Origin of the sequence: Aeromicrobium sp. CTD01-1L150, from assembly GCF_041951745.1 — a bacterium.
GTDB lineage: Bacteria > Actinomycetota > Actinomycetes > Propionibacteriales > Nocardioidaceae > Aeromicrobium.
This window is the reverse complement of sequence record NZ_CP169555.1, coordinates 2,737,256-2,760,305: the sequence shown is the minus strand read 5'-3', so window position 1 is coordinate 2,760,305 and position 23,050 is coordinate 2,737,256. Positions and strand designations below refer to the sequence as shown.

The following is a 23,050-nucleotide window of genomic DNA, read 5'->3' as shown; positions in this document are numbered from 1 at the left end:
AACACGGGACGGTCCTACAGGCTGCCGGCCGGGGACAGCCCCAGCTGCATCCCCGCGAGCCCACGGGAGCGGCCCGTGAGCTGGTCGGCGACCTGCTGCAGGACCTTGGCCGACTCCGCGTCCGGGTCCGTGGCGACGATCGCCTGTCCGTGGTCGCCACCCTCACGCATCTTCTCCTCCAGTGGGACCTGGCCGAGCATCGGGACGTCGTAGCCGAAGCGCTGGCTCAGGGCCTCGGCGACCACCGCCCCACCACCGGAGCCGAAGATCTCCATCCGGTCACCGGACGGCGTCTGCAGGTAGGACATGTTCTCCACGACGCCGACGACGCGCTGGTGCATCATCGAGGCCATCGTCCCGGCACGCTCGGCCACCTGGGCGGCGGCCTGCTGCGGCGTGGTCACGACGACGACCTCGGCGTTGGCCAGGTGCTGGCCGAGGCTGATGGCCATGTCGCCGGTACCGGGCGGGAGGTCCAGCAGCAGAGCGTCGAGGTCGCCCCAGAAGACGTCGCTGAGCATCTGCACCAGGGCGCGGTCCAGCATGGGTCCGCGCCAGGCGACGACCTGGTCCTTCTTGGGCTTGAGCATGCCGATGCTCATGACCTTGATGTCCGGGTGCTCGCGGTCCTGCTCGGGCACCGACGCGTTGCCGGCCGGTCCCATGCTGATCGGGACCGGAACCGGCATGATCATGTCCTCGACCTGCGTGGGGCGCTGGTCGCCGACGCCCATCATGTCGGGGATCGAGTGTCCGTAGATGTCCGCGTCGACGATGCCGACCTTGAGGCCGCGGCGAGCCATGGCGACGGCGAGGTTCGCGGTGACCGACGACTTGCCGACGCCGCCCTTGCCGGAGGCGATGGCGTAGACCTTGGTCAGCGAGCCGGCCTGGGCGAACGGGATCTCACGCTCGGTGCGGCCTCCTCGGAGCATCTCCTGCATGGACTTGCGCTGCTCGTCGGTCATGACGCCCATGTCCACCGTGACGGAGTGTTCAGGCGCGACCTCGGCCACGGCCGCGGTGATGTCGCGGTTGAGCGTGTCCTTGAGCGGGCAGCCGGCCACCGTCAGCAACAGTCGCACCACGATCGAGGTGTCCTCGATCGTGATGGTCTCGACCATCCCCAGCTCGGTGATGGGTCGCTTGATCTCGGGGTCGTTGACGCTGTCGAGGGCCTTGCGGACTGCGTCTTCGGTGACAGGTGCCATGGATCCCATCGTACGGGGGCCACCACGGCACACCGAACCAGCGTGACGAGACCGCCCTGCGGCCCGCCCGACCGCGACGCTCGCCCGGGGGCTGCCTGCCTCAGGCGTCGCGGCGTGCCAGGTAGACGGTGCAGGCCGACTCGCCGTCGATCAACGGGTTAGGGAACGTCACCACCTGTGCCCTGACGTCGATGAAGACCTGCGCGAGCAGCTCCTCGACGGCCGGGTCGGGCGGGTCGTCGGACCACAGGCCGAAGACGCCGCCCGAGCGGAGGTGCTCGCGCAGCGACGTCAGGCCCGCCGTGGTGTAGAAGGCGGCGTGCGACGGGTGCAGGACGTGGTCGGGGGTGTGGTCGATGTCCAGCAGGATCGCGTCGACCTGCCGGTCCGGCTCTCGTCGCACCGCGGCGAAGAAGTCCGCGTGCAGCAGCGTGCACCGGGCGTCGTCGATGAGGCTTCGTGCCTCGGGAAGCAGCCCCCTGCGGTGCCAGTCGAGGACCGGCTCGGCGGTCTCCAGCACGCTGAGGTCCGCGACGCGGGGGTCCTTGAGCGCCTCGGCCGCGGTGTACCCGAGGCCGAGACCACCGACGACCACCGACAGCTGCTCGCCCTCGGCCATCGCGAGCCCGTGAGTGGCGAGGGCTCGCTCGGACGCGGTGAACAGGCTGGACATGAGGTACTCCTCGCCGAGCCTGACCTCGTAGACCTCCGTCCGGGCGATGAGGTCGTAGCGTCGGCGCAGGCTGATCTCACCGAGCGGTGTGCGCTGCCAGTCGAGCTCCTCGAAGTACGCCATGGATCAGTCCGGGTGTCCGGACTGGTCCTGCGGCGGTGACTCGTCGGTGCGCTCGATCGCTTCGGTGAGGTCGCGCAGCTCGGAGCGGATGAAGTCGCGGGTGGCCACCTCGCCGAGCCCCAGGCGCAGGCCGGCGACCTCGCGGGCCAGGAACTCCATGTCCGCGTGGGACTGGGCGTCGGCCTGGCGGTCCTGCTCCTGCTGCACCCGGTCGCGTGCCTCCTGACGGTTCTGTGCGAGCAGGATGAGGGGTGCGGCGTAGGAGGCCTGCAACGACAGCATGAGGGTCAGGAAGATGAACGGGTAGCTGTCGAAGCGGGGGCGGTCCAGGCCGTACGGGACGTTCCAGATGATCCAGACGGTGATGAATCCGGTCATCCAGGCCAAGAACGTCGCGGTGCCCATGAACCGGGCGAACCCCTCGGCGAACCGGCCGAACCGGTCGGAGTCGAAGTCGCGCCGTGCCGGCCGCAGGGCACGCCGTGGGTCGCGGGGCTGGTCGAGGCGGTGGCGTTCGTCGCGGCGCTCGCCGCGGTCCTCTCGACGCTGGTCCCGACGGTTACGGCCCGGGATCTCAGACATGTGCCACCACCTCCGTCGCTGGGCTGTCGCGTTCACGCCAGCCCTCCGGCAGGAGGTGGTCGAGAACGTCGTCGATCGTCACCGCGCCGACCAGGTGGGCGTTCTCGTCGACCACCGGCAGCGCCACCATGTCGTAGGAGGCCAGCAGGCTGGCCACCTGCTCGAGCGTCGTCTCCGGTCGGGGCCAGTCGATGTCGTTGTCCGCGAGCTGGCCCACGAGGGTGGACGGAGGCTCGCGGAGCAGAGCCTGAAAGTGCACGATCCCCAGGAAGCGACCTGTCGGGGTCTCCACCGGCGGGCGGCACACGTAGATCATGGAGGCCAGTGCGGGTCCGTGCTCGGGCTCACGCACCAGGGCGAGCGCCTCGGCGACGGTCGCATCAGGCGGCAGGATCACGGGCTCGGTCGTCATCATGCCACCGGCGGTGCGGTCCTCGTAGGTGAGGAGTCGGCGGACGTCCTCGGCGTCGTCCGGCTCCATGAGCGCCAGGAGCTCCTCCGAGGTGGCCGGGGGCAGCTCGCCGAGCAGGTCCGCGGCGTCGTCGGGATCCATCTCCTCCAGGACGTGGGCCGCCCGTTCGGGATCGAGCACGCCGAGCACCTCGACCTGCACGGTGTCGGGCAGCTCCTCCAGGACATCGGCCAGGCGCTCGTCGCCCAGCTCGCCCACCACCTCGGTGCGCCGTTTGGCCGGCAGGTCGAGGATGGCGTTCGCGAGGTCGGCCGGGCGCATCTCGTCCATCGTGGCGAGCAGGTGGGTGGCGCCCTGGCCGGTCTCCTCGCCGACGAGGCCGGAGATCTCGTCCCAGCCGACCACGACGGTGGGTCCACGGCGGCCGAATCGTCTGCTCGTCTCCTGCACGGCGACCGAGCCGATGTACCAGTCGCGGCGCGGGTCCTGCTCCATCGCGAGGTCGTAGACGGTCCCGGTGCGGTCGTCCGGCAGGGAGACGGTGCGGTCGAACAGCTCATGCAGGGCCAGGGTCTCGCTGCGACGCTTCTCGAACTTGCGGACGTTCAGCACACCGGTGGTGATGATCTGCCCCGAGTCCATCGACGTCACCCGTGTGATGGGCAGGAACACGCGCCGGCGGCCCAGGACCTCGACGACCAGGCCCACGACTCGGGGCCGGCGACGCGTCGAGCGGACCGCGACGATGACGTCGCGCAGCTTGCCGACCTGGTCGCCCGCGGGGTCGAAGACACCTTGCCCGACGATGCGAGACAGGAAAATGCGTCCGGGGCTGGAGGTCACGCGCAAACCTTACCGCCGGGGAACGAGGGGTCCCCACAGTCCGGCGCCACCGGGCATGATCCGATGAGTCGGCTTAGCGTGAAGGGGTACGTCTGCTTCAGCGACACCTTCGGAGGGAACCCATGTCATTGGCCGTGCTCGATCGCGATCGGACCATCGCCCGCCCGGGATTCAATCGCTGGCTCATCCCGCCGGCGGCGCTCGCCGTCCACCTGTGCATCGGTCAGGCGTACGCGACGAGCGTCTACAAGGCCTCGCTGGTGGAGCACTTCGACACGTCGTTGACCGCGATCGGGATCATCTTCTCCATCGCGATCGTCATGCTCGGCATCTCGGCGGCGGTCTTCGGGACGTGGGTCGACGAGGGTGGGCCACGGCGTGCGATGGCCGCCTCGGCGTTGTGCTGGTCCACGGGCTTCCTGGTGGGCTCGCTCGGCATCTTCACCGGCCAGCTGTGGCTGGTGTACCTGGGGTACGGCTTCATCGGCGGCATCGGACTGGGCATCGGGTACATCTCCCCGGTCTCGACCCTCATCAAGTGGTTCCCCGATCGTCCCGGCCTGGCGACCGGCATGGCGATCATGGGCTTCGGCGGCGGAGCGATGATCGCGAGCCCGATGTCCAGTCGCCTGCTGCAGCTCTACGACCCGGTCATGGAGGGCGGAGTCGCCTCCGGTGCGGCGGTCGGCAAGCTGTTCGTCACCCTCGGCCTGGTGTACCTCGTGGTGATGCTGTTCGGCGCGTGGCTCGTGCGTGTTCCGCCCGAGGGCTGGCGCCCTGCCGGCTTCGACCCGAGCACCGTCAAGGAGAAGAACCTGGTGACCACCGAGAGTGTCTCGGCCAACAATGCACTCAGGACGCCCCAGTTCTGGTTCCTGTGGATCGTGCTGTTCTGCAACGTCACCGCCGGAATCGGCATCCTGGAGCAGGCATCGCCGATGATCCAGGACTTCTTCCGCAACGGCGACAGCTCCAGCGTCGCGGCGGCCTCGGCGGCAGGTTTCGTCGGCTTCCTGTCGCTGTGCAACATGGCCGGACGGTTCATCTGGTCATCGACGTCGGACCTGATCGGGCGCAAGAACATCTACATCATGTACCTGGGACTGGGGGTGCTGCTGTACCTGACGCTGGCTCTGGGCGGCTCCACGTCGGTCCTGCTGTTCGTGCTGCTGGCCGGTGTGATCCTCAGCTTCTACGGCGGCGGGTTCGCGACGATCCCGGCCTATCTGCGTGACCTGTTCGGCACGTTCCAGGTGGGGGCCATCCACGGCCGGCTCCTGACGGCATGGTCCGCGGCGGGCATCGCAGGGCCGCTCATCATCAACGGGTTCCTCGACGCGCGGGGTGAGCCCGGGGCGCTCACGGCGGCCGACTACCGTCCGGCCCTGCTGACGATGGTCGGGGTCCTTGCCGTCGGCCTGGTGGCCAACCTGCTGGTCCGTCCCGTCGCCGACCGGTTCCACGAGCCGAAGGAGAAGGCGGGGACCGAGCCCACGGCCGATGAGGAGGCGTCCGCCGACGACGTCACCGAGACCAAGGTCTCACCGTTGCTCGTGGTGGCGTGGCTCGTCGTCGGGGCCCCGCTCGTCTACGGCGTCTACCAGACCGCGATCACCGCCGCCGACCTCTTCTGAGCCCACTGCTCCCGGACGCCGGCTCGGCCAGCGGGGGTGCGGTCAGGACAGGTGGATCGGCTGGGGGTGCGCCTTGTGGCGCTGGTCGGCCCCGATCGAGGACTGGCTCGCGAAGGAGCCTCGGCGCTCACCGCTCTCCTGGGTGGGCCGCAGTGCCACGACCACCGACTTCGAGGTCGGGGTGTTGCTGCCGTCGGCCGTTGAGTCAAGCGGGACCAGCGGGTTGGTCTCCGGGTAGTACGCCGCGGCCGTGCCCCGGGGGATCTCGTAGGCGACGATGCGGAACGCCGGTGCCACGCGGTCGATGTCGTCGCCCTCCCAGTGCGTGGTGAGGTCGATCATGTCGCCGGCGCGGAAGCCGAGCGCCGTCACGTCGTCGGGGTGCATGAAGACGACCCGCCGGCCACCCTCGATGCCGCGATAACGGTCGCTGTACCCGTAGATCGTGGTGTTGAACTGGTCGTGGCTGCGCATCGTCTGCAGCAGCAGGTGCCCGTCGGGGACCTGCACGACATCGATCGGTGAGACCTCGAACTGGCCGAGCCCGGAGGCTGTGGGGAACTCGCGGGAGTCGCGCGGAGGATGCGGCAGCACGAAGCCGCCGGGCCGGTCGACCTTCGCGGTGTAGTCCTCACACCCCGCGACGACGCGGGAGATGTGGTCGCGGACGACGTCGTAGTCATCGGCCATGGCCGACCACCGGATGCCGTAGCGGTCACCCAGCGTGGCCTCGGCCAGACCGCAGACGATGGCCGTCTCGGAGCGTAGATGCGCACTGGCCGGTTCCAGGGAGCCGCGCGACGCGTGCACGATGCAGACGGAGTTCTCCACGGTCACGAACTGCTCCTTGCCGCCTCGCACGTCCTTCTCGGTGCGGCCGAGGGTCGGCAGGATGAGGGCGGTCTCGCCGGTGACCAGGTGGGAGCGATTCAGCTTGGTCGAGATCTGCACGGTCAATCGGCAGTTCTCCAGAGCCTCGGCGGTGATCGGGGTGTCCGGTGCCGCGTGCACGAAGTTGCCGCCGAGCCCGACGAAGACGTGAGCCTTGCCGTCGCGCATGGCGCGGACGGAGTCGACGGTGTCGTCGCCGTCCTCGCGCGGCGGGTCGAACCCGAACTCGCGCTGGAGGGCGTCGAGGAACGTGGCCGGCGGCCGCTCCCAGATCCCCATCGTGCGGTCGCCCTGCACGTTGGAGTGCCCGCGGATCGGGAACAGTCCCGCGCCGCGCTTGCCGATGTCGCCCCGCGCGAAGGCGACGTTCACGATCTCCTTGATGGTCGCGACCGCATTGCGGTGCTGCGTCAGACCCATGGCCCAGCAGTACACCGTGCGCTCGGAGTCGCGGATCATCTGCGCCACCTCGGTCACCTGGGCCCGCGTCAGGCTCGTGGCCTGCTCGACGGTCTCCCAGTCGACGTCGCGCACGTGCTCGGCCCACTGCTCGAACCCGGTCGTGTGCTGCTCGATGAACTCGTGGTCGAGGGCGTCCCACTCCACCAGCAGCGATCCGATGGCCTGGAACAGTGCGAGGTCTCCGTTGAGCCGGATCGGCAGGTGCACATCGGCGATGGTCGTGCCCTTGCCGACGATGCCCCGCGGCTTCTGCGGATTGCGGAACGTGTGCAGACCCGCCTCCATGAGGGGGTTGACGGCGATGATCTTGGCGCCTCGCCGCTTGGCGATCTCCAGCGCCGAGAGCATGCGCGGGTGGTTCGTTCCCGGATTCTGTCCGGCAATCAGGATGAGGTCGGCCTCGTAGACGTCGTTCATGGTGACGCTGGCCTTGCCGATGCCGATCGACTCCGCGAGGGCGATGCTGGTGGACTCGTGACACATGTTGGAGCAGTCAGGGAGGTTGTTCGTCCCGAACGCTCGTACGAACAGCTGATAGGCGAAGGCGGCCTCGTTGGACGTCCGCCCGGAGGTGTAGAAGATCGCCTCGTCGGGGTCGTCGAGCGCCTTCAGCTGGTCGGCGACGAGGGCGAAGGCGTCCTCCCACTCGATCGGCTCGTAGTGGGTGCCGCCGGGGCGCTTGACCATGGGGTGCGTGATGCGGCCCTGCTGCCCCAGCCAGTGCTCGTCGTGGCAGTCGAGCTCCTTGATGCTGTGTTGCGCGAAGAAGTCCGGGTCGGCTCGGTCCCTGGTGGCCTCCTCGGCCACGGCCTTGGCGCCGTTCTCACAGAACTCTGCCGCGTGCCGGTTCTCCGGGTCTGGGTCCGGCCAGGCACAGCTCATGCAGTCGAAGCCGTCGGTCTGGTTGAGCTTGAGAAGCGTCTTGGCCGTCCTCCGGATGCCCATGTGTGAGAGCGCGCGCTGCAGGCTGACCCTCACTCCGGTCACTCCGGCGGCCCGGGTCTTGGGCCGGTGGACCTTGACGCCGTTCTCGATCTCGTCAGCCATGTGGCTCCCTCCCGCCGAAAAGTTGCCTGCACGTCGACGGTACCCGGAAAACGCCCGGCCTGCCTGACGGATCTGGTGGGCCGGCCTGCACGGAGAGTCGGCCGGGTGAGGTGCTCAGCCTGATGCAGCGGACGCTGCGCGGGACCTCTGCCTGGCGGGTGCCGGCGCGGCCGCCGACGGGGCGCGGGCGTCGGTCACGGACTCGACGAAGGCGCCGATCTCGGCGATGGCCGCCCGGGCCTCGGGGACCCAGGAGGCGGCGGCCTGGAAGACGTGGACCTGACGGTCCCAGACCTGCAGGTCGCACGGGACGCCGGCGGCGACCAGGCGGTTGGCCATGACCTCGGCGTCGGCCATCAGGATCTCGCGCGAGCCGACCTGGATGAGGGCGGGCGGCATGTCGGCGACCGGCATGTTCACCGGACACACGCGCGTGCCGGCGATGCCGCGGCGGGTGTCCATCCGCAGGGCGACGTCCGTGAAGCGCTCGAGCGCGCGCAGCGGGAACACCTGGCAACGGTCCGCGTTGCGGTGGGCGCGCTTGGTGGTCGGGTCGACGTCGAGCAGCGGGGAGATGGCCACGACGCCGGCGGGCCGTCCCAGCTCTGCGTCGAGGACGGCGCGCGCCACGCTGAAGGCGAGGTATCCGCCGGCGGAGTCTCCGGCGATGGTGACGTCCTGTGCCCGGTAGCCCTGCGCGAGCAGCCACCGGAACGCGTCCACGCCGTCGGCGACGGACTCGGTGATGGGCTCGAAGGGCATCTGGCGGTAGCCGACGTTGAGGACCGGCTGGTCGGCCGCGTGCGAGATGCGCGAGACCAAGCGTCGGTGCGTGTTGAGCCCGCAGGTCAGGAAGGCGCCACCGTGGAAGTACAGGACGACTCGAGGGTTGCCCCCGTGGATGTCCTGGACATCGCGGGCCCGCAGGAACTCGCTGCTGCACTGCTCCAGGGCGATCGTGCGCCAGCTCGTGCCTTCGTCGACCGGCAGCAGGCGGGCCACGTGATCGATCAGGTTGGGCGGGAAGAGGTCGAAAGGAAGCCGTGACCAGAGGCCGAGCACCGGACGTACGGTGCTGCGGAGCCCCAGACCCAGGAGCTTGGACTGCGGGCTGCGTCCCCGGAAGAAGCGGGGTTCGGCGGCCAGAGCGAGGCGTGGACTCATCGCACTGCACCTTTCTCGATGTCACATGGCATTCATGAATATGTCACACGCGGTGACTTGTGCCACATCGGGTCGTTAGCGTACCCGGGGGGACGCCCCGGAGCTGACATTTCGTGAGAGGTTGAGTCATGCCGTTCATGCCGCCGACGGACTCGATGTTTCTGCTCGCCGAGACCAGGGAACATCCGATGCACGTCGGTGGCCTGCAGCTGTTCGAGCCGCCCGACGGCGCCGGCCCGGAGTGGACGCGTGACCTCATCGAGAGCTTCCGGTCGGCGGAGGCGGTTTCCTCGACGTTCCGGCGCCGGCCCAAGGAACCGGTCGGAGTGCTCGGCAACGCCTGGTGGGCCGTCGACGATTCGATCGACTTCGACTACCACATCCGGCACTCGGCGGTCCCGCAGCCAGGACGCATCCGTGAGCTGCTGCAGCTCACGTCGCGCTGGCACGGATCCTTGCTGGACCGGCACCGTCCGCTGTGGGAGGCCCACGTCGTGGAGGGCCTGCAGGACGGGCGTGTCGCCATCTACAGCAAGATCCACCACTCGATGGTCGACGGCGTGTCGGCGCTGCGGCTCATGCGCCGCTCGCTCACCGAGGACCCCGACGACCGTGACTGCGTCGCACCGTGGGCCCTGCCCTCGTCCCCCATGGAGGCGCCGACCGCCGGTGGCTTCGACCCGTTCGCCGCGCTCAAGGATGGGCTCAAGGGCGGGGCCGGTGTGGCAGGGGACGTCGCGGGTCTGCTGCCGGCGTCGATGCGCATCGTCGGCCAGATCGTGCGTGACGGAGACATCACCCTGCCGCGCGCCCCCAAGACGATCATCAACGGTCCGGTCGGCGGCGCACGGCGCTTCGCGGCGCAGTCGTGGGAGATCGAGCGGATCAAGCGGGTGGCCAAGTCCTCGGCCACGACGCTGAACGACGTCGTGCTGGCGATGGTCTCCGGGGCCCTGAGGGAGTACCTGCTGGAGCAGCACGCCCTGCCCGATGACCCGATGTCGGCGATGGTGCCGGTCTCCTTGGCCCTGCGTTCAGCCTCAGCCGGTGACGCGGACTCCGACAAGGGCGGCAACGCAACGGGCGCGATCGTCGTGAACCTGGCCACCGACCGGGAGAGCGGCCCGACCAGGCTGGAGGAGATCGCCTACTCCTCCCGGCAGGCCAAGAAGATCCTCGGAGACCTCACGCCGACGCAGATCCTGGCGTTCTCGGCCCTGCAGATGCTGCCGCTGGCGGCCTCTCCGGTGCCGGGGTTCGTCAAGTACACGCGCCCCCCGTTCAACGTCGTCGTCTCCAACGTGCCGGGCCCGAGCGACCAGATGTACTTCAACGGTGCCCGGCTGGACGGCATGTACCCGGTCTCGATCGTCCTGGACGGCCAGGCCATCAACATCACCCTGTGCAGCCGGGACAACTACCTGGACTTCGGCATCATCGGCTGCCGCCGTTCCGTCCCCCATCTGCAACGACTGCTGATTCATCTGGAGACGGCGCTTTTCGAGCTTGAGCAGGCGTGGGGGTGAAGCTCAGCTCAGTCCACCCGATTCGTGAGCCAGGGCACGCAACCTGGGTGTAATTGGGGGCTGGAGCTCACGAATCGCGGGGATGGAGGATGAGTGAGTGAACGCGTTCCTGGCTGCCGTCGCCGTGTTGGGGGTGAGTGCGTCGGCGCCGCTCATGGCCTCGATCGCGGCGCCTGCCCTGGCGATCGCCTTCTGGCGCAACGCGGCAGCCGTCGCCGTCCTGACGCCCTGGGCGGCGGCCCGTTCACGGACGGAGCTGGCCACGCTCGGACGGCGTCACGTCGTGCTGACCGTCCTGGCCGGTGTGCTGCTGGCGGGGCACTTCGGGCTGTGGGTGAAGGCGCTGCAGATGACCTCGGTCGCCGCCGCCACCGCACTGGTGTGCACGCAGGTCGTGTGGGTCGTGGTCCTCGACCGCGTCCTCGGGACACGGGCGCCACGTGCCGTCCTGCTGGGGTGCCTCCTGGCCGTCGCGGGAGTGGTCGTGGTGACCGGGGTCGACATCCGTCTGTCCACCGAGGCGCTCGTCGGTGACCTGCTCGCCCTGCTGGCCGGGACCTGCGGGGCGGGTTACTTCGTCTGCGGACGTGAGGTGCGCACCCGGCTGTCGACCACCGGCTACACGTTTGCCTGCTACGGCACCTGCGCCCTCGTCCTGGCTGCAGTGGCGTTGGCGACATCGACGCCGCTGGTCGGCTTCCCCTGGGAGGTCTGGCTCCTGCTGGCGGCCGTGACGGTGTGCGCACAGCTGCTGGGACACTCCCTGCTCAACCACCTGCTGGCCGTCAAGAGCCCGACGGTCATCTCCCTCCTGATGCTCCTGGAGGTCCCCGGTGCCGCTCTGCTCGCCGCGGTCTTCCTGGGTCAAGCGCCCGGAACGGGCGTCTACGCAGGTCTCGTGCTGATCCTCGCCGGGCTGGCGGTGGTGGTCGGCTCTCGGCGGGCCGACGCCGAGGCGATGGTGGAGCCGCCGGCGTGAGGGTGTGTCGGCGACGTCACCCCGGGTCCACGCCGTACCGACCATTACCGGTCGGTATGGTCAGCGGGTCAACCACCGGACAGGAGCACTCTCATGGGACGACTGGCCAGCACCGAGGGCCTCAACGATGTCCAGACCGAGATCATCAAGACGATCCGGCAGTACGTCGAGGAGAAGATCATTCCGGTTGCCCAGGACCTGGAGCATGCCGATGAGTATCCGACCGAGATCATCGAGGGCCTGAAGGAGCTCGGCGTCTTCGGCCTGACGATCCCCGAGGAGTTTGGCGGTCTCGGTGAGTCACTGCTGACGTATGCGCTGGTGGTGGAGGAGATCGCTCGTGGCTGGATGAGTGTCTCCGGCGTCATCAACACGCACTTCATCGTGGCCTACCTGCTCATGCAGCACGGCACGGAGGAGCAGAAGGCCAAGTACCTGCCGAAGATGGCCACGGGTGAGGTGCGGGGTGCGTTCTCGATGTCCGAGCCGGGCCTCGGTTCGGATGTCTCGGCGATCTCCACCAAGGCGACCAGGACTGATGACGGGGGCTACTCGATCACTGGTCAGAAGATGTGGCTGACCAACGGTGGCACGTCGACGCTGGTCGCGACGCTGTGCAAGACCGACGAGGGCTCGGACAGCGTGTACGCGAACATGACGACGTTCCTGGTGGAGAAGGAGCCAGGCTTCGGCGAGACGGCTCAGGGTGTCACGGTTCCGGGCAAGATCGAGAAGATGGGCTACAAGGGTGTCGAGACGACCGAGCTGATCCTGGAGGATCACCGAATCTCCGCCGAGCAGGTCCTGGGCGGCGAGCCGGGCAAGGGCTTCGCTCAGATGATGGATGGCGTCGAGGTGGGCCGGGTCAACGTCGCCGCGCGGGCGTGTGGGCTGTCGATCCGAGCCTTCGAGCTGGGCGTGGCGTATGCGCAGCAGCGCAAGACCTTCGGCAAGCAGATCGCCGAGCACCAGGCCGTGCTGTTCCGGCTGGCCGAGATGGCCACCAAGGTGGAGGCCTCGCACGCGATGATGGTGCGGGCGGCCAAGCTGAAGGACTCTGGTGAGCGGATGGACGTCGAGGCCGGCATGGCCAAGATGCTGGCCAGTGAGTACGCCAACGAGGTCGTGGAGGCATCCTTCCGCATCCATGGCGGCTACGGCTTCTCCAAGGAGTACGAGATCGAGCGCATCTACCGTGAGACCGCCTTCATGCTGATCGGCGAGGGCACCTCGGACATCCAGAAGATGATCATCGGCCGCAGCCTGCTCAAGGACTACAAGCTCTGAAGCCACCCGCAGAGCGTTTGGGAGCGGTCCACGACACCCGTCGCGCCCGGCCCCGCTGTCGCCCTGCTGATCGCGTCCGACGGGCGGACCCGCCGCATGGAGGGTGCGGGCGCTTCGGGATGATGTCAGCGCCCGGCCGAGCGCCCCAGTCGAGCGCCCCACTCGAGCGCAAGGAGACCCATGAGCAAGACGAACCCCGGCCACTTCTTCGAGGACTTCACCGTCGGCCAGGTGATCGAGCACGCCACACCGCGCACGATCACCGAGGGTGACCGCGCCGTCTACGGCGCCATCTACCCGACGCGCTTCGCCATCCCGTCCTCGGCTCAGTTCGCAGCCTCCGTCGGCCTCGACCCGCATCCCGTGGAGGACCTGGTCGCCTTCCACGTCGCGTTCGGCAAGACCGTCCCGGACATCTCGCTCAACGCCGTGGCCAACCTCGGATATGCCGAGCTGCGCTTCCACCAGCCCGTCGTCCCCGGCGACACCCTGAGCACGAGCTCGGAGGTCATCGGGCTCAAGCAGAACTCCAACGGCCGCACCGGCGTCGTCCACGTCCGCTCCACCGCCACCAACCAGCGCGGCGAGGTGGCCCTGGACTGGGTGCGATGGGTGATGGTCCACAAGCGCGACCAGCAGGCCCCGGCCCCGGAGACGGTGCTGCCCGAGGTCGCGCCGGTCGTCGACCCCGGGTCGCTCGTGCTGCCCGCCGGGCTCGACTTCACCGACTACGACACGACCGCCGCCGGAGAACCGCACCGGTACGACGACTACGCAGTGGGCGAGAAGATCGACCACGTCGACGGCGTGACCCTCAGCGAGGCCGAGCACATGATGGCCACGCGGCTGTGGCAGAACACCGCCAAGGTGCACTTCAACACCGAGGCGCGCCCCGACGGCCGGCGTCTGGTCTACGGAGGCCACGTCATCTCGATGGCGCGTGCGCTGTCCTTCAACGGCCTGGCCAACGCCCAGCTGGTGGCAGCGATCAACGCGGGCTCGCACGTCGCTCCCGCCTTTGCCGGCGACACCGTCTACGCGTGGTCCGAGGTGCTCGACAAGGCTCTGCTGGACGACCACGGGCTCGAGGCGCCGGGCGTCGGCGCGCTGCGGCTGCGGCTCGTGGCCACCAAGGGACGTGACGAGACCATGACGCTGCGCGGCGAGGACGGCAAGTATGCGGACGGCGTCCTGCTCGACCTGGACCTGTGGGTCCTCGTGCCGCGCTGATGGGAGCCACGCTGTACCTGGTCCGCCACGGTGAGACCGAGTGGAGTCGCGCCGGGCGACACACGGGCACCTCTGACCTGCCTCTCACCGACGCCGGGGAGGCCACGGCCCGCAGCCTCGCGCCGATCCTCGGCCGGCTCGAGCCGGACCTCGTCCTCACCAGCCCCCGGCTCCGGGCACGGCGTACCGCGTCGCTGGCCGGGTTCGCGGAGGCGGCCGTCGAGGAGGACCTCGCCGAGTGGGACTACGGAGACTATGAGGGTTTGACCACGCCCGAGATCCGCCAACAGGTGCCGGACTGGTCGATCTGGACGCATCCGGTGCCCGGCGGGGAGTCCGCCGAGCAGATGGCGGCCAGGCTGGACCGCGTCATCGCCCATGTCCGCGACGCCGGTGGGCAGTCACTGGTCTTCGCCCACGGGCACTCCCTGCGGGTCCTGGCCGCGCGATGGCTGGGACTGCCGGTCTCCGACGGGCGCCACTTCTTCCTCGACACCGCCACGTACTCCGTCCTCGGCGACGATCGAGGGCAGGACGTGGTGCTCCGCTGGAACGTGCCTGCGGCCCAGTAGCCTGACCGCGTGCGCATCGACCTCCACACCCACTCCAGCCGGTCCGACGGCACGGACACGCCCACCGAGCTGGTCCGCAAGGCGGTGGAGGTGGCCGAGCTGGACGTCGTCGCCCTGACGGACCACGACGCCACCACCGGGTGGGAGGAGGCGCAGGAGGCGGCGGACCGCCTGGGCATCGTGCTGGTCAAGGGCATCGAGATCTCCACGACGTACGAGGGCGAGAGCGTCCACCTGCTCGGGTACGAGTTCGACCCGGGACATCAGCCACTGGTTGCCGAGCTGGAGCGAGTCCTCGGTGGCCGTGATCGTCGCCTGCCGCGTGTGCTGGACAAGCTGGCCGAGCACGGGATCCACCTCACGGAGGACGATGTCGCCGCGCAGAGCGGGGGAGCCGCAGCATCGGGCCGTCCGCACATCGCCGACGCCATGGTGGCCAAGGGCTACATCCAGCACCGCGATGATGCGTTCGACGGCTGGCTGAACACCGGGGGGCGCGCCTACGTGGAGCGCTACGCAGCACCGCTGGTCGATGCTCTGGGCCTGGTCAAGGACGCCGGCGGCAAGGCCGTGGTGGCGCACCCGTGGTCGCGCGGGAGCGACCGGGTCCTGACGACGGCCGCGTTCAGCGAGCTGCGTGACGCCGGGCTGGACGGGATCGAGGCCGACCACGTCGACCACGACGTGTGGGCGCGTGAGCAGCTGCGGGGCATCGCCCGCGAGCTCGGTCTCGTCGTCACCGGCTCCAGCGACTACCACGGCACCGGCAAGAGCGAGGCCTTCGCGCTCGGCGCCCACCTCACCGACCCGGAGCAGTACCAGCGCCTGCTCGGCTGAGCCCTTCTTGAGCGCCTGCCCGGTTCAGTTGTATCCTCATGTTTGAGCAGTTGCTCAAACATGAGGATGAGGATGTGCCTGTGGGTCAGCGTGGGTCGAGAAGCCGGATCGTCGGCCCGATGCTCTGGTCGGGACTGAGCCGTGGTGCCGTCGCGGGCGTCGGAGTCGGGGCTCTGGTCGGACTCACGATCGGCTCGGAGTCTCTGGGATCACCAGGTCGGTCAACGGCGGAGCAGGTCGCGTCGATGCTGATGGTCGGGAGTCTCGGTGTGGTCGTGGGCATCGCCATCGGTATCACCGTCGGAGGCGGTCTGGGCCTCGTCGCCGGCATGACTCTGGCGGAGATCGTGCGCCGAGGATCCGTCCGTGCGGCTGCGACAGGCGCCACCCTCAGCTCGCTCGCGTCTTTGCTGGTGGTGATGGTGTTGCTCTTCGACTCTGACGAGGTGAATCTGGCCGTGGTGAGCTGGGCGGTCTGTTCTGCCATAGCCGTGGTGCCCGTGCACCGCGCGGCCCGTCGTGTGGCGGCCAACGCATGAGTGCGATCTTCCGGGAGGCCCTCGGCTCGGACTTCGAGCGCCTGCACCCGCGGCTGCAGGAGAGGTTCGGGTTCAGCTCCTCCGACGGCATCGGCTGCATCGGGACGGGCCGCATGGAGCGCATCTGGCGAGGATCTCCATTGGTGGTGCCGTTCCTGCACCTGGGTGCACGGCGTCACCTCCTCTTCCCCGAGACCGGCTCGGGTGTCCCGTTCACGATCGAGAACCATGCGTACGTCGACGACCTCGGCCGCGAGACCCTCACGTTCGTGCGCACGTTCGCCGTGGGTGGTGGCCGGCGCCGGCGGTTCGACGCCACGATGGTGCACAGCCGCGAGCACGGCGGGATCATCGACTACCTGGGCACGCACCAGCACGTCGCGGCGCACCTCGACGTCCACGTCGACGCCGAGGGCGGCCTGCACGTCGCGAGCGGCCGGATGGCCTTCCTGGAGGGTCTCGTCGGTCTCGCCATTCCCCCTTGGGCATGCGCGGACGCGCGGGTGCACGAGCGGTGGGACGAGGAGGCGGGGTGCTTCCGCATCACCGTCGACGTGAGGAACCGTGTGCTGGGACCGGTCTTCGGCTACCACGGACGGTTCACGGCCCACTACGTCGACACGACTGCCGGCGTCCCGGCGGCTATCCGGCCCCAGCGGGAGGAGATCCGTGCCTGACGACGCGCGCGGCGCCGGGACCCGCCGGCGACTGGTCGAAGCCACGATGACGACCATCCGCACCCACGGCATCGCCAAGGTCTCGGCCCGGACCATCGCCACGACCGGCGGCCTCAACCAGGCACTGGTCTTCTACCACTTCGGCAGCGTCGACGCCCTCGTCGCCGAAGCCTGCCTCGTCTCCACCGCCGAGCGTGTCGCGAGCTTCGAGGAGCGGCTGGACGACGTCAACGGTCTCGCCGACCTCGTCCGGCTCGCCCAGGACCTGCACGCACAGGAGAAGCAGCTCGGCAACGTCACCATCCTCGGACAGGTCCTCGCCGGCTCGCAGACCAACCCCGCGCTCGCCGAGGTCACCGGGAAGGCCCTCAGCCTGTGGACCGAGCGGATCCAGCAGGTGCTGACCGTCGTCCTCGCCGACTCGCCCCTGGGGGAGGCTCTGGACCCCGCGTTGCTCGCGGAGCTGGTCTCGGCCGCCTTCATCGGCATCGAGCTCGTCGAGCCCACCCGTCCCGACGAGGGCGGATCGGTCGCCGCCCTGGACCGTCTGGTCCCGCTCGCCCAGGCCCTCGATGACCTCGGCCCGCTGGCACGCCGTGCGGTCCGCTCGGCCCTGCGACCGCGCTAGACACCCTCCAGGAACGGCACCCAGACGGCCACGAGCTCCTCGGGATTCTCGACGGCAGGCGAGTGTGCCGAGCCGGGCACGACATGGACCTCGACGCCGAGCCGGTGGGCCATGTCGGCCTGACGGTCGTGCGGCCACGCATCGTCGTCGACGCCACGTCCCACCCACACCGGCAGGCCGGTCCGTGCCACCTCCTCGACCCGGTCCGGGGCGTCGAGCAGGTGTCGGGTCATGGCTCGCAGCGACGCGGGAGTGTTGGAGGTGAACCGTCGGTGCAGGAAGTCGGCGATCTCGGCCGGCGGCCGCTCGCCCGGGGGGCGGGCCTGTTCGCGGAGCTCGTGGACACGCTCCAGGGGTAGATGGTCGAGGGCCTCGACCATCTTGGCGAGAGGGTGCAGGTCGGTCTCGCCGAGCGCTGCCGGACCGGTGCACAGCAGACTGAGCGAGCGCCACGCGGCCGGCGCCTCGACGGCAGCGGTCTGGGCCACCAGGCCGCCGAAGGAGTGCCCGAGCAGGTGCACGGGCGAGTCGGTCACGGCTGTGGCGACGGCCAGTGCGTCCTCGGCCAGGGCCCTGAGGGAGTAGTCGTCGCCGGGGGCGCCCGGCGTCTCGAACTGGCCACGCTGGTCGTAGGCCGTGGCAGCGAACCCCGCGTCGCCGAGCAGTGCGACGATCGGCGTGAAGTCTTCCTTGCTGCCGGTCCAGCCCGGGACGAGCAGCACGTGTGCCGTGGGCTCGCTCGGGCGACTGACATGGGCGGCGAAGCTGCCACGGTCGGTCTCCACGCGCATCGACTCCACGCCGGCCGGCAGCTCCAGGCTGCGGGGCGCGCTCATCGCGCCACCGTCGTCAAGAAGTGCGCAGGATACGCCGGAGGCGCGCTGATGTGCGTTCGGTTCACTCGCTGCGCTCGCTCATCGGTGCATCCTCAGCGACCGCGCTTGGCAACCCGGGCGACGAACCCGGCGGGTGCCAGCCTCGAGAGCGTCGCGAGGATCTTGTAGCGCACGCTGGGGATCGAGATCGCGCGACCGCGCTCGAGGTCCTTCAACGAGGCCTTCACGACCTTGGGCGCCTTGAGCCACATCCATCGAGGGATACCACTGATGTCGGCTCCCATCCTCTGATGGAACTCGGTGCGTACGAACCCGGGGCACAGGGCCTGCACGGTGATGCCGACGTCCGCGTACTGCAGGTGGGCCCACTGGGAGAGGTTGACCAGCCAGGCCTTGTGGGCCGAGTAGGTGCCGCGGGGGGTGAACGCCGCGACGCTGGCGACATTGATGACCGCACCGCCATGGCGTCCGCTCATGGCCTTGAGCGCGGCGTCCATGAGGTGCATCGGCGCACGCACCAGCAGGTCCAGCTGGTCGTCCTCGTCAGCGACGTCCGTGGTGCCGAACCAGCCGGGGAACGAGGACCCGGCGTTGTTGACCAGCAGATCCACGGGACGCGAGGTGCTGGTGAGGGCGCCGGCGGCGGCCGCCAGACCGTCAGCCGTGGTCAGATCTGCGGTCAGCACGTCGACGTCCACACCATGGCGTTCGCGCAGCTCAGCGGCGACGCTCTCCAGTCGGGAGGTGTCGCGGGCCACGATCACGAGGTCGTGACCGCGGGCGGCGAGCTCAGTGACGAAGCAGTGACCGATGCCGGCTGTGGCACCGGTGACGAGGGCTCGGGGCATGGACGCCAGCATGCCACGGCCCGTCACACCGACCTCGACAGCCTCGGTGGCATGATGGCCCACGTGACGACGACGATCTGTGTGGTGAACCAGAAGGGTGGGGTCGGCAAGACGACGACCGTGGCGTCACTCGGGGCCGCCCTGGCGGAGAAGCGTCAGCGCGTGCTGCTGGTCGACCTCGACCCGCAGGGTGGTCTGACGTTCTCCCTCGGCATCGACCCCGAGGACGTGGACGTCACCGTCGGTGAGGTCCTGCTCGGCAAGGTCAAGCCCGACGACGCCATCGTCGTCACCGACGACGGACTGCACGTCCTGCCATCCAACATCACGGTGACGCAGTCGGAGGAGGCGCTGGTGAGCCGTACGGGCCGCGAACAGCGGCTCCGCGTAGCCCTGGACAAGGTGGCCGACGACTACGACTGGATCCTCGTGGACTGTCCGCCGACGCTCGGCGTGCTCACGGTGGGGGCACTGTCGGCCTCCCAAGGGGTGCTCATCCCGCTGCAGGCTGAGACGCTGTCGCACCGCGGGGTCGGGCAGCTGCTCGACACCATCCACGACGTGCGCCAGTTCATCAACACCGAGCTGGAGATCATCGGCGTCCTGCCCACGATGTACGACGGTCGCACCAACCACGCGCGAGCAGTGCTGGCCTCCATCGAGCAGACACACGGCCTGCCCGTCGTGCATCCGCCGATCCCCAAGTCGATCCGGTTCGCCGAGGCGCCGGCCATCGGTCGCTCGATCCTCGGCACCAGCCGTAACCACAAGGGCGCCGAGGCGTACCGCGAGGTCGCGGCCGCCCTGCTCGCCCGCTGAGCCGGCAACGGTAGGATCGGAGCGTGTCCCGCCACAAGGCAACGCATCGTGCGCCCCGCCGTGAGTCTTCGCCGCCCACGGCCCGGCACCCCCGCCATGAGCCTTCGCCGACCACGGCCCGGCGCCCCCGCCGGCTCAGTCGTGGTCGGATCGGAGCGCTGGCCGGTGCCGTGGCGGCGACCCTCGTCATCGGGCTCGCCAGCGTGGCGACCCAGCTGGGCGGCGGCTCGGCCTCGGCCGACGAGCTGGTCGCGGACTCATCCGACCCGGCCATCGTCCGGGCCACCCTGCCGATCGTCGAGGCGCCTGCATCACAGAAGGACCAGGCCGCGCAGGAGGAGCCCGCCGTTCCCGCCGACTCCGGGCAGGGCCGACGCATCGTCTTCTCCGAGGGCCAACAGCGGGTCTGGCTGATCGACGACGACGAGAACGTCGCACGGACCTACCTCGTCTCGGGCAGCAAGCACGACAACCTGGACCGCGGCACCTATTCGGTCACCTCACGCGCACGCCACGCCACGTCCTACGACTACTCCGGGACGATGGAGTTCTTCGTCCGCTTCGCCACCGGCGACACTGCCGCGATCGGGTTCCACAGCGTGCCCACGGGCAACGACGGTGAGCTCGAGCAGACCAAGGACGAGCTGGGCACCGCGCTCTCGGCCGGGTGCGTTCGGCAGTGGCGCGACGACGCCGTGGCGCTGTGGAAGTTCGCGCCCGTCGGCACGACGGTCGTCGTCACCGCCTGAGCCCGAACACCTGGCGGGCCACACGCCGGACCGTTGCTAGCAGCGGACCTACTCCGCGGGCTTGCTGACGGCCTCGCCACCACGGGTGCGAGTGCGGTTGCGACGACGTCGCTTGCGGCTGGAGGACGATCCCTGGCCGCCGTCGGACTGGCCGCCCTGACCACGAGACTGGCCGTCGCGACCACCCTGGGGACGCGAGCCCCCGTGCGAACGGTTGCCGCCCCCGGAACGACCGCCGCCGGTCCGCTCCTCCTTGGGCGCCGGCGGCTTGAGCCGCCCCTTGACGTCGCGCGAGATGCCGAGGTCGTGGAAGAGGTGGTCGGACGTGGAGTACGTCTCCTGCGGCTCGTCGAACGGCAGACCGAGCTCAGAGTTGATGAGCTTCCACCGCGTCAGGTCCGCCCAGTCGACGAACGTCACCGCGATGCCCGAGGCGCCGGCACGACCCGTGCGACCGATGCGGTGCACGTACGTCTTGTGGTCCTCGGGGCAGTTGTAGTTGATGACGTGCGAGATGCCGGCGACGTCGATGCCTCGGGCCGCGACGTCGGTGGCCACCAGGATGTTGATCTTGCCGTCACGGAAGCGCTGCAGCGCCTTCTCCCGTGCACCCTGGGCCATGTCGCCGTGCAGCGGCGATGCGGGGAAGCCGCGGTCGGCGAGGTCGTCGGCCACCCGCTGCGCAGTGCGCTTGGTACGCGTGAAGATGATGACCCGACCCACGTCATCGGCCTGCAGGATGCGAGCCAGCACCTCCGCCTTGTCCATCTCGTGCGCCTGCCACACGAACTGAGCCGTCGTGGGCACCATCTGGGTGTCCTCGGCGCTCTCGGCGCGGATGTTCATGGGGTGGCGCATGTGCTTGCGCGCCAGACCCACGATGGCGCCCGGCATGGTGGCAGAGAACAGCATGGTCTGGCGAGTCTCGGGGGTCTTGGCGAGGATCGACTCGACGTCGGGCAGAAAGCCCAGGTCGAGCATCTCGTCGGCCTCGTCGAGCACGAGCGACTTGACGTGCGAGAGGTCCAGCGCGCCCCGGTTGGCGAGATCGAGGACACGGCCCGGGGTGCCGACGACGATGTCCACCCCGGTCTCCAGTGCCTCCAGCTGCGGCTCATAAGGGACGCCGCCGTAGATCGTCAGGTTGCGGGTGCCGCGGACCTTGGAGGCGGTGGCGACGTCGCCGGCCACCTGGATCGCGAGCTCACGCGTGGGGCACACGATGAGGGCCTGCGGCTTGCCGGGCGCGGCGAGCTGGTCGTGGTCGGGGTCGTGCGGGGCGACGGCGCGCTGGATGACGGGAATCGCGAAGGCCAGCGTCTTGCCGGTGCCTGTGCGGGCCTGGCCGATGAGGTCGGTGCCCATGAGGGCCACCGACAGCGTCATCTCCTGGATGGGGAACGGGTTGCTGATACCGACGGCGTCGAGCGCGTCGGTGATCTCGGGCATGACGCCCAGATCGGAGAACGTGGTCACGTGATCTCGAGTTTCGTGAGGGAACAGATGGAGGATCTCGGTGCGTGTCGTGAGCGGACGACGGCATGCGCCAGGACCTCACGACAAAGATACGGCCCCTGAGGGCGTGCCCAGTCTAACGGTTGCCCTCCGTGCGGGTCGGTCCTAGGGCACGTTGAGCAGTGCGACGCTCGCGCCCTGGCATCGTTCGTGCCCAGGGGCGACCAGGAACGTCCGCTCGGATTGCCCGGCCGCCGGCTCCGGGCGCTACGCTGCAGCGCATGGCGAAGAACGCGAAGCAGGCCCCGTCGGCCCTGGACGACCCCGAGTACCGGCGCGGGATCGTCGAGCTGCTCGGGCTGCTCGCCTACGGCGAGATCAGCGCCTGCGAGCGGCTCGTCGCCGACGCCCAGATGGCGCCCGACCTGCGCGCCAAGGTCGAGGTCGCGGCCATGGCGGCGGCGGAGTTCGGGCACTTCGAGCAGCTGAGGGACCGCCTGGCCGAGCTCGGTGAGGACCCGTTCGAGGCGATGGCCCCGTTCGAGGAGATCTTCGCCAGGTTCCACGCCAAGACCAAGCCGTCGGACTTCCTGGAGGGTCTGGTGAAGGCCTATGTGGGGGACTCGCTGGCATCGGACTTCTACCGTGAGGTTGCGGCCTACCTCGACCCCGAGACCCGCGAGATCGTCGTGGAGACGATGAGCGGTACCGGTCACTCCGAGTTCGTCGTCGACCAGGTGCGCTCGGCGATCGAGGCCGACCACCGGGTTGCCGGACGGCTCGCGCTGTGGGGTCGCCGGCTCATGGGGGAGGCACTCAGCCAGGCCCAGAACGTCGTCGCCGAACGCGACGCCCTCAGCGCCGTGATCGTCGGTGGCGCCGACACCCCCGGTCTGGACCTGGCCGCCATCGGACGCATGCTCACGCGCATCACCGAGGCGCACACCGGACGTATGGAGAGCCTCGGCCTGTCGGCCTGAGCCACGATGCGCGGTGGGCCCAGGGAGGCCACCGTCACGATCGAGG

At 69.4% G+C, this 23,050-nt stretch carries 22 protein-coding genes; 13 read left to right on the top strand and 9 right to left on the bottom strand.

Features of this window, described 5'->3' with window-relative positions:
- Positions 1-14: 14 nt before the first annotated feature.
- The 4 genes from ACEVFP_RS13575 to ACEVFP_RS13560 form a co-directional block, all read right to left on the bottom strand.
- Complete coding sequence (locus ACEVFP_RS13575) at positions 15-1,211, bottom strand: Mrp/NBP35 family ATP-binding protein (protein ID WP_374999998.1); 1,197 nt, start codon at positions 1,209-1,211, stop codon at positions 15-17.
- A gap of 100 nt (positions 1,212-1,311) precedes the next feature.
- Entirely contained in the window at positions 1,312-2,007 is a 696-nt protein-coding gene (locus tag ACEVFP_RS13570; protein ID WP_374999997.1) for a spermidine synthase, read from the bottom strand.
- A 3-nt stretch (positions 2,008-2,010) separates the two neighbouring features.
- A complete protein-coding gene (locus ACEVFP_RS13565; RefSeq protein ID WP_374999996.1) occupies positions 2,011-2,589 on the bottom strand; it encodes a DUF1003 domain-containing protein in 579 nt (192 codons plus the stop codon).
- Positions 2,582-3,844: a magnesium transporter MgtE N-terminal domain-containing protein gene (locus ACEVFP_RS13560; RefSeq protein WP_374999995.1), complete on the bottom strand. Its 1,263-nt coding sequence runs from the start codon at positions 3,842-3,844 to the stop codon at positions 2,582-2,584. Before ACEVFP_RS13560 ends, ACEVFP_RS13565 begins: the two co-directional genes overlap by 8 nt.
- Positions 3,845-3,966: 122 nt before the next feature.
- Here ACEVFP_RS13560 and ACEVFP_RS13555 point away from each other — a divergent pair, with 122 nt between their 5' ends.
- On the top strand, positions 3,967-5,478 hold the full coding sequence (locus ACEVFP_RS13555) for an OFA family MFS transporter (protein ID WP_374999994.1): 1,512 nt from the start codon (positions 3,967-3,969) through the stop codon (positions 5,476-5,478).
- 42 nt (positions 5,479-5,520) lie between these two features.
- Here ACEVFP_RS13555 and ACEVFP_RS13550 read toward each other — a convergent pair whose 3' ends face one another.
- Both ACEVFP_RS13550 and ACEVFP_RS13545 read right to left on the bottom strand, forming a co-directional pair.
- On the bottom strand, positions 5,521-7,878 hold the full coding sequence (locus tag ACEVFP_RS13550) for an FdhF/YdeP family oxidoreductase (protein WP_374999993.1): 2,358 nt from the start codon (positions 7,876-7,878) through the stop codon (positions 5,521-5,523).
- Positions 7,879-7,992: 114 nt separating this feature from the next.
- Positions 7,993-9,042 (bottom strand): alpha/beta hydrolase, encoded by a 1,050-nt coding sequence (locus ACEVFP_RS13545; protein WP_374999992.1) that lies wholly within the window; start codon positions 9,040-9,042, stop codon positions 7,993-7,995.
- Positions 9,043-9,170: 128 nt separating this feature from the next.
- Here ACEVFP_RS13545 and ACEVFP_RS13540 point away from each other — a divergent pair, with 128 nt between their 5' ends.
- From ACEVFP_RS13540 to ACEVFP_RS13500, 9 genes are all read left to right on the top strand, one after another.
- On the top strand, positions 9,171-10,568 hold the full coding sequence (locus ACEVFP_RS13540) for a wax ester/triacylglycerol synthase family O-acyltransferase (RefSeq protein WP_374999991.1): 1,398 nt from the start codon (positions 9,171-9,173) through the stop codon (positions 10,566-10,568).
- Positions 10,569-10,665: 97 nt separating this feature from the next.
- Positions 10,666-11,547, top strand: a complete 882-nt coding sequence (locus ACEVFP_RS13535) for a DMT family transporter (protein ID WP_374999990.1) — start codon at positions 10,666-10,668, stop codon at positions 11,545-11,547.
- Between the two features lie 93 nt (positions 11,548-11,640).
- Positions 11,641-12,834 carry an acyl-CoA dehydrogenase family protein gene (locus tag ACEVFP_RS13530; RefSeq protein WP_374999989.1) on the top strand — a complete coding sequence of 398 codons (1,194 nt, stop codon included), beginning with the start codon at positions 11,641-11,643 and terminating at the stop codon, positions 12,832-12,834.
- 180 nt (positions 12,835-13,014) lie between these two features.
- Positions 13,015-14,064, top strand: coding sequence for a MaoC family dehydratase (locus tag ACEVFP_RS13525; RefSeq protein ID WP_374999988.1), 1,050 nt, complete (start codon positions 13,015-13,017; stop codon positions 14,062-14,064).
- Positions 14,064-14,636, top strand: coding sequence for a histidine phosphatase family protein (locus ACEVFP_RS13520; protein WP_374999987.1), 573 nt, complete (start codon positions 14,064-14,066; stop codon positions 14,634-14,636). Before ACEVFP_RS13525 ends, ACEVFP_RS13520 begins: the two co-directional genes overlap by 1 nt.
- 9 nt (positions 14,637-14,645) lie before the next feature.
- Complete coding sequence (locus ACEVFP_RS13515) at positions 14,646-15,473, top strand: PHP domain-containing protein (RefSeq protein ID WP_374999986.1); 828 nt, start codon at positions 14,646-14,648, stop codon at positions 15,471-15,473.
- 275 nt (positions 15,474-15,748) lie between these two features.
- Positions 15,749-16,012 carry a hypothetical protein gene (locus ACEVFP_RS13510; protein ID WP_374999985.1) on the top strand — a complete coding sequence of 88 codons (264 nt, stop codon included), beginning with the start codon at positions 15,749-15,751 and terminating at the stop codon, positions 16,010-16,012.
- Positions 16,009-16,689 (top strand): DUF4166 domain-containing protein, encoded by a 681-nt coding sequence (locus tag ACEVFP_RS13505; protein ID WP_374999984.1) that lies wholly within the window; start codon positions 16,009-16,011, stop codon positions 16,687-16,689. The genes ACEVFP_RS13510 and ACEVFP_RS13505 overlap by 4 nt, the downstream gene beginning before the upstream one ends.
- A complete protein-coding gene (locus tag ACEVFP_RS13500) occupies positions 16,682-17,317 on the top strand; it encodes a TetR/AcrR family transcriptional regulator (protein ID WP_374999983.1) in 636 nt (211 codons plus the stop codon). The genes ACEVFP_RS13505 and ACEVFP_RS13500 overlap by 8 nt, the downstream gene beginning before the upstream one ends.
- On the opposite strand, the gene ACEVFP_RS13495 is transcribed toward ACEVFP_RS13500, so the two are convergent.
- Both ACEVFP_RS13495 and ACEVFP_RS13490 read right to left on the bottom strand, forming a co-directional pair.
- Complete coding sequence (locus ACEVFP_RS13495) at positions 17,314-18,153, bottom strand: alpha/beta fold hydrolase (RefSeq protein ID WP_374999982.1); 840 nt, start codon at positions 18,151-18,153, stop codon at positions 17,314-17,316. The genes ACEVFP_RS13500 and ACEVFP_RS13495 overlap by 4 nt on opposite strands.
- A 92-nt stretch (positions 18,154-18,245) precedes the next feature.
- Positions 18,246-19,001 (bottom strand): SDR family NAD(P)-dependent oxidoreductase, encoded by a 756-nt coding sequence (locus tag ACEVFP_RS13490; protein ID WP_374999981.1) that lies wholly within the window; start codon positions 18,999-19,001, stop codon positions 18,246-18,248.
- 51 nt (positions 19,002-19,052) lie between these two features.
- Here ACEVFP_RS13490 and ACEVFP_RS13485 point away from each other — a divergent pair, with 51 nt between their 5' ends.
- A complete protein-coding gene (locus ACEVFP_RS13485; protein ID WP_374999980.1) occupies positions 19,053-19,820 on the top strand; it encodes a ParA family protein in 768 nt (255 codons plus the stop codon).
- Positions 19,821-19,843: 23 nt separating this feature from the next.
- Positions 19,844-20,569, top strand: coding sequence for a L,D-transpeptidase (locus tag ACEVFP_RS13480; protein ID WP_374999979.1), 726 nt, complete (start codon positions 19,844-19,846; stop codon positions 20,567-20,569).
- 48 nt (positions 20,570-20,617) lie between these two features.
- On the opposite strand, the gene ACEVFP_RS13475 is transcribed toward ACEVFP_RS13480, so the two are convergent.
- Positions 20,618-22,018, bottom strand: coding sequence for a DEAD/DEAH box helicase (locus tag ACEVFP_RS13475; protein WP_375003834.1), 1,401 nt, complete (start codon positions 22,016-22,018; stop codon positions 20,618-20,620).
- A 287-nt stretch (positions 22,019-22,305) separates the two neighbouring features.
- On the opposite strand from ACEVFP_RS13475, the gene ACEVFP_RS13470 reads away from it, so the two are divergent.
- Positions 22,306-23,004 carry a ferritin-like fold-containing protein gene (locus ACEVFP_RS13470; protein ID WP_374999978.1) on the top strand — a complete coding sequence of 233 codons (699 nt, stop codon included), beginning with the start codon at positions 22,306-22,308 and terminating at the stop codon, positions 23,002-23,004.
- Positions 23,005-23,050: the final 46 nt, after the last annotated feature.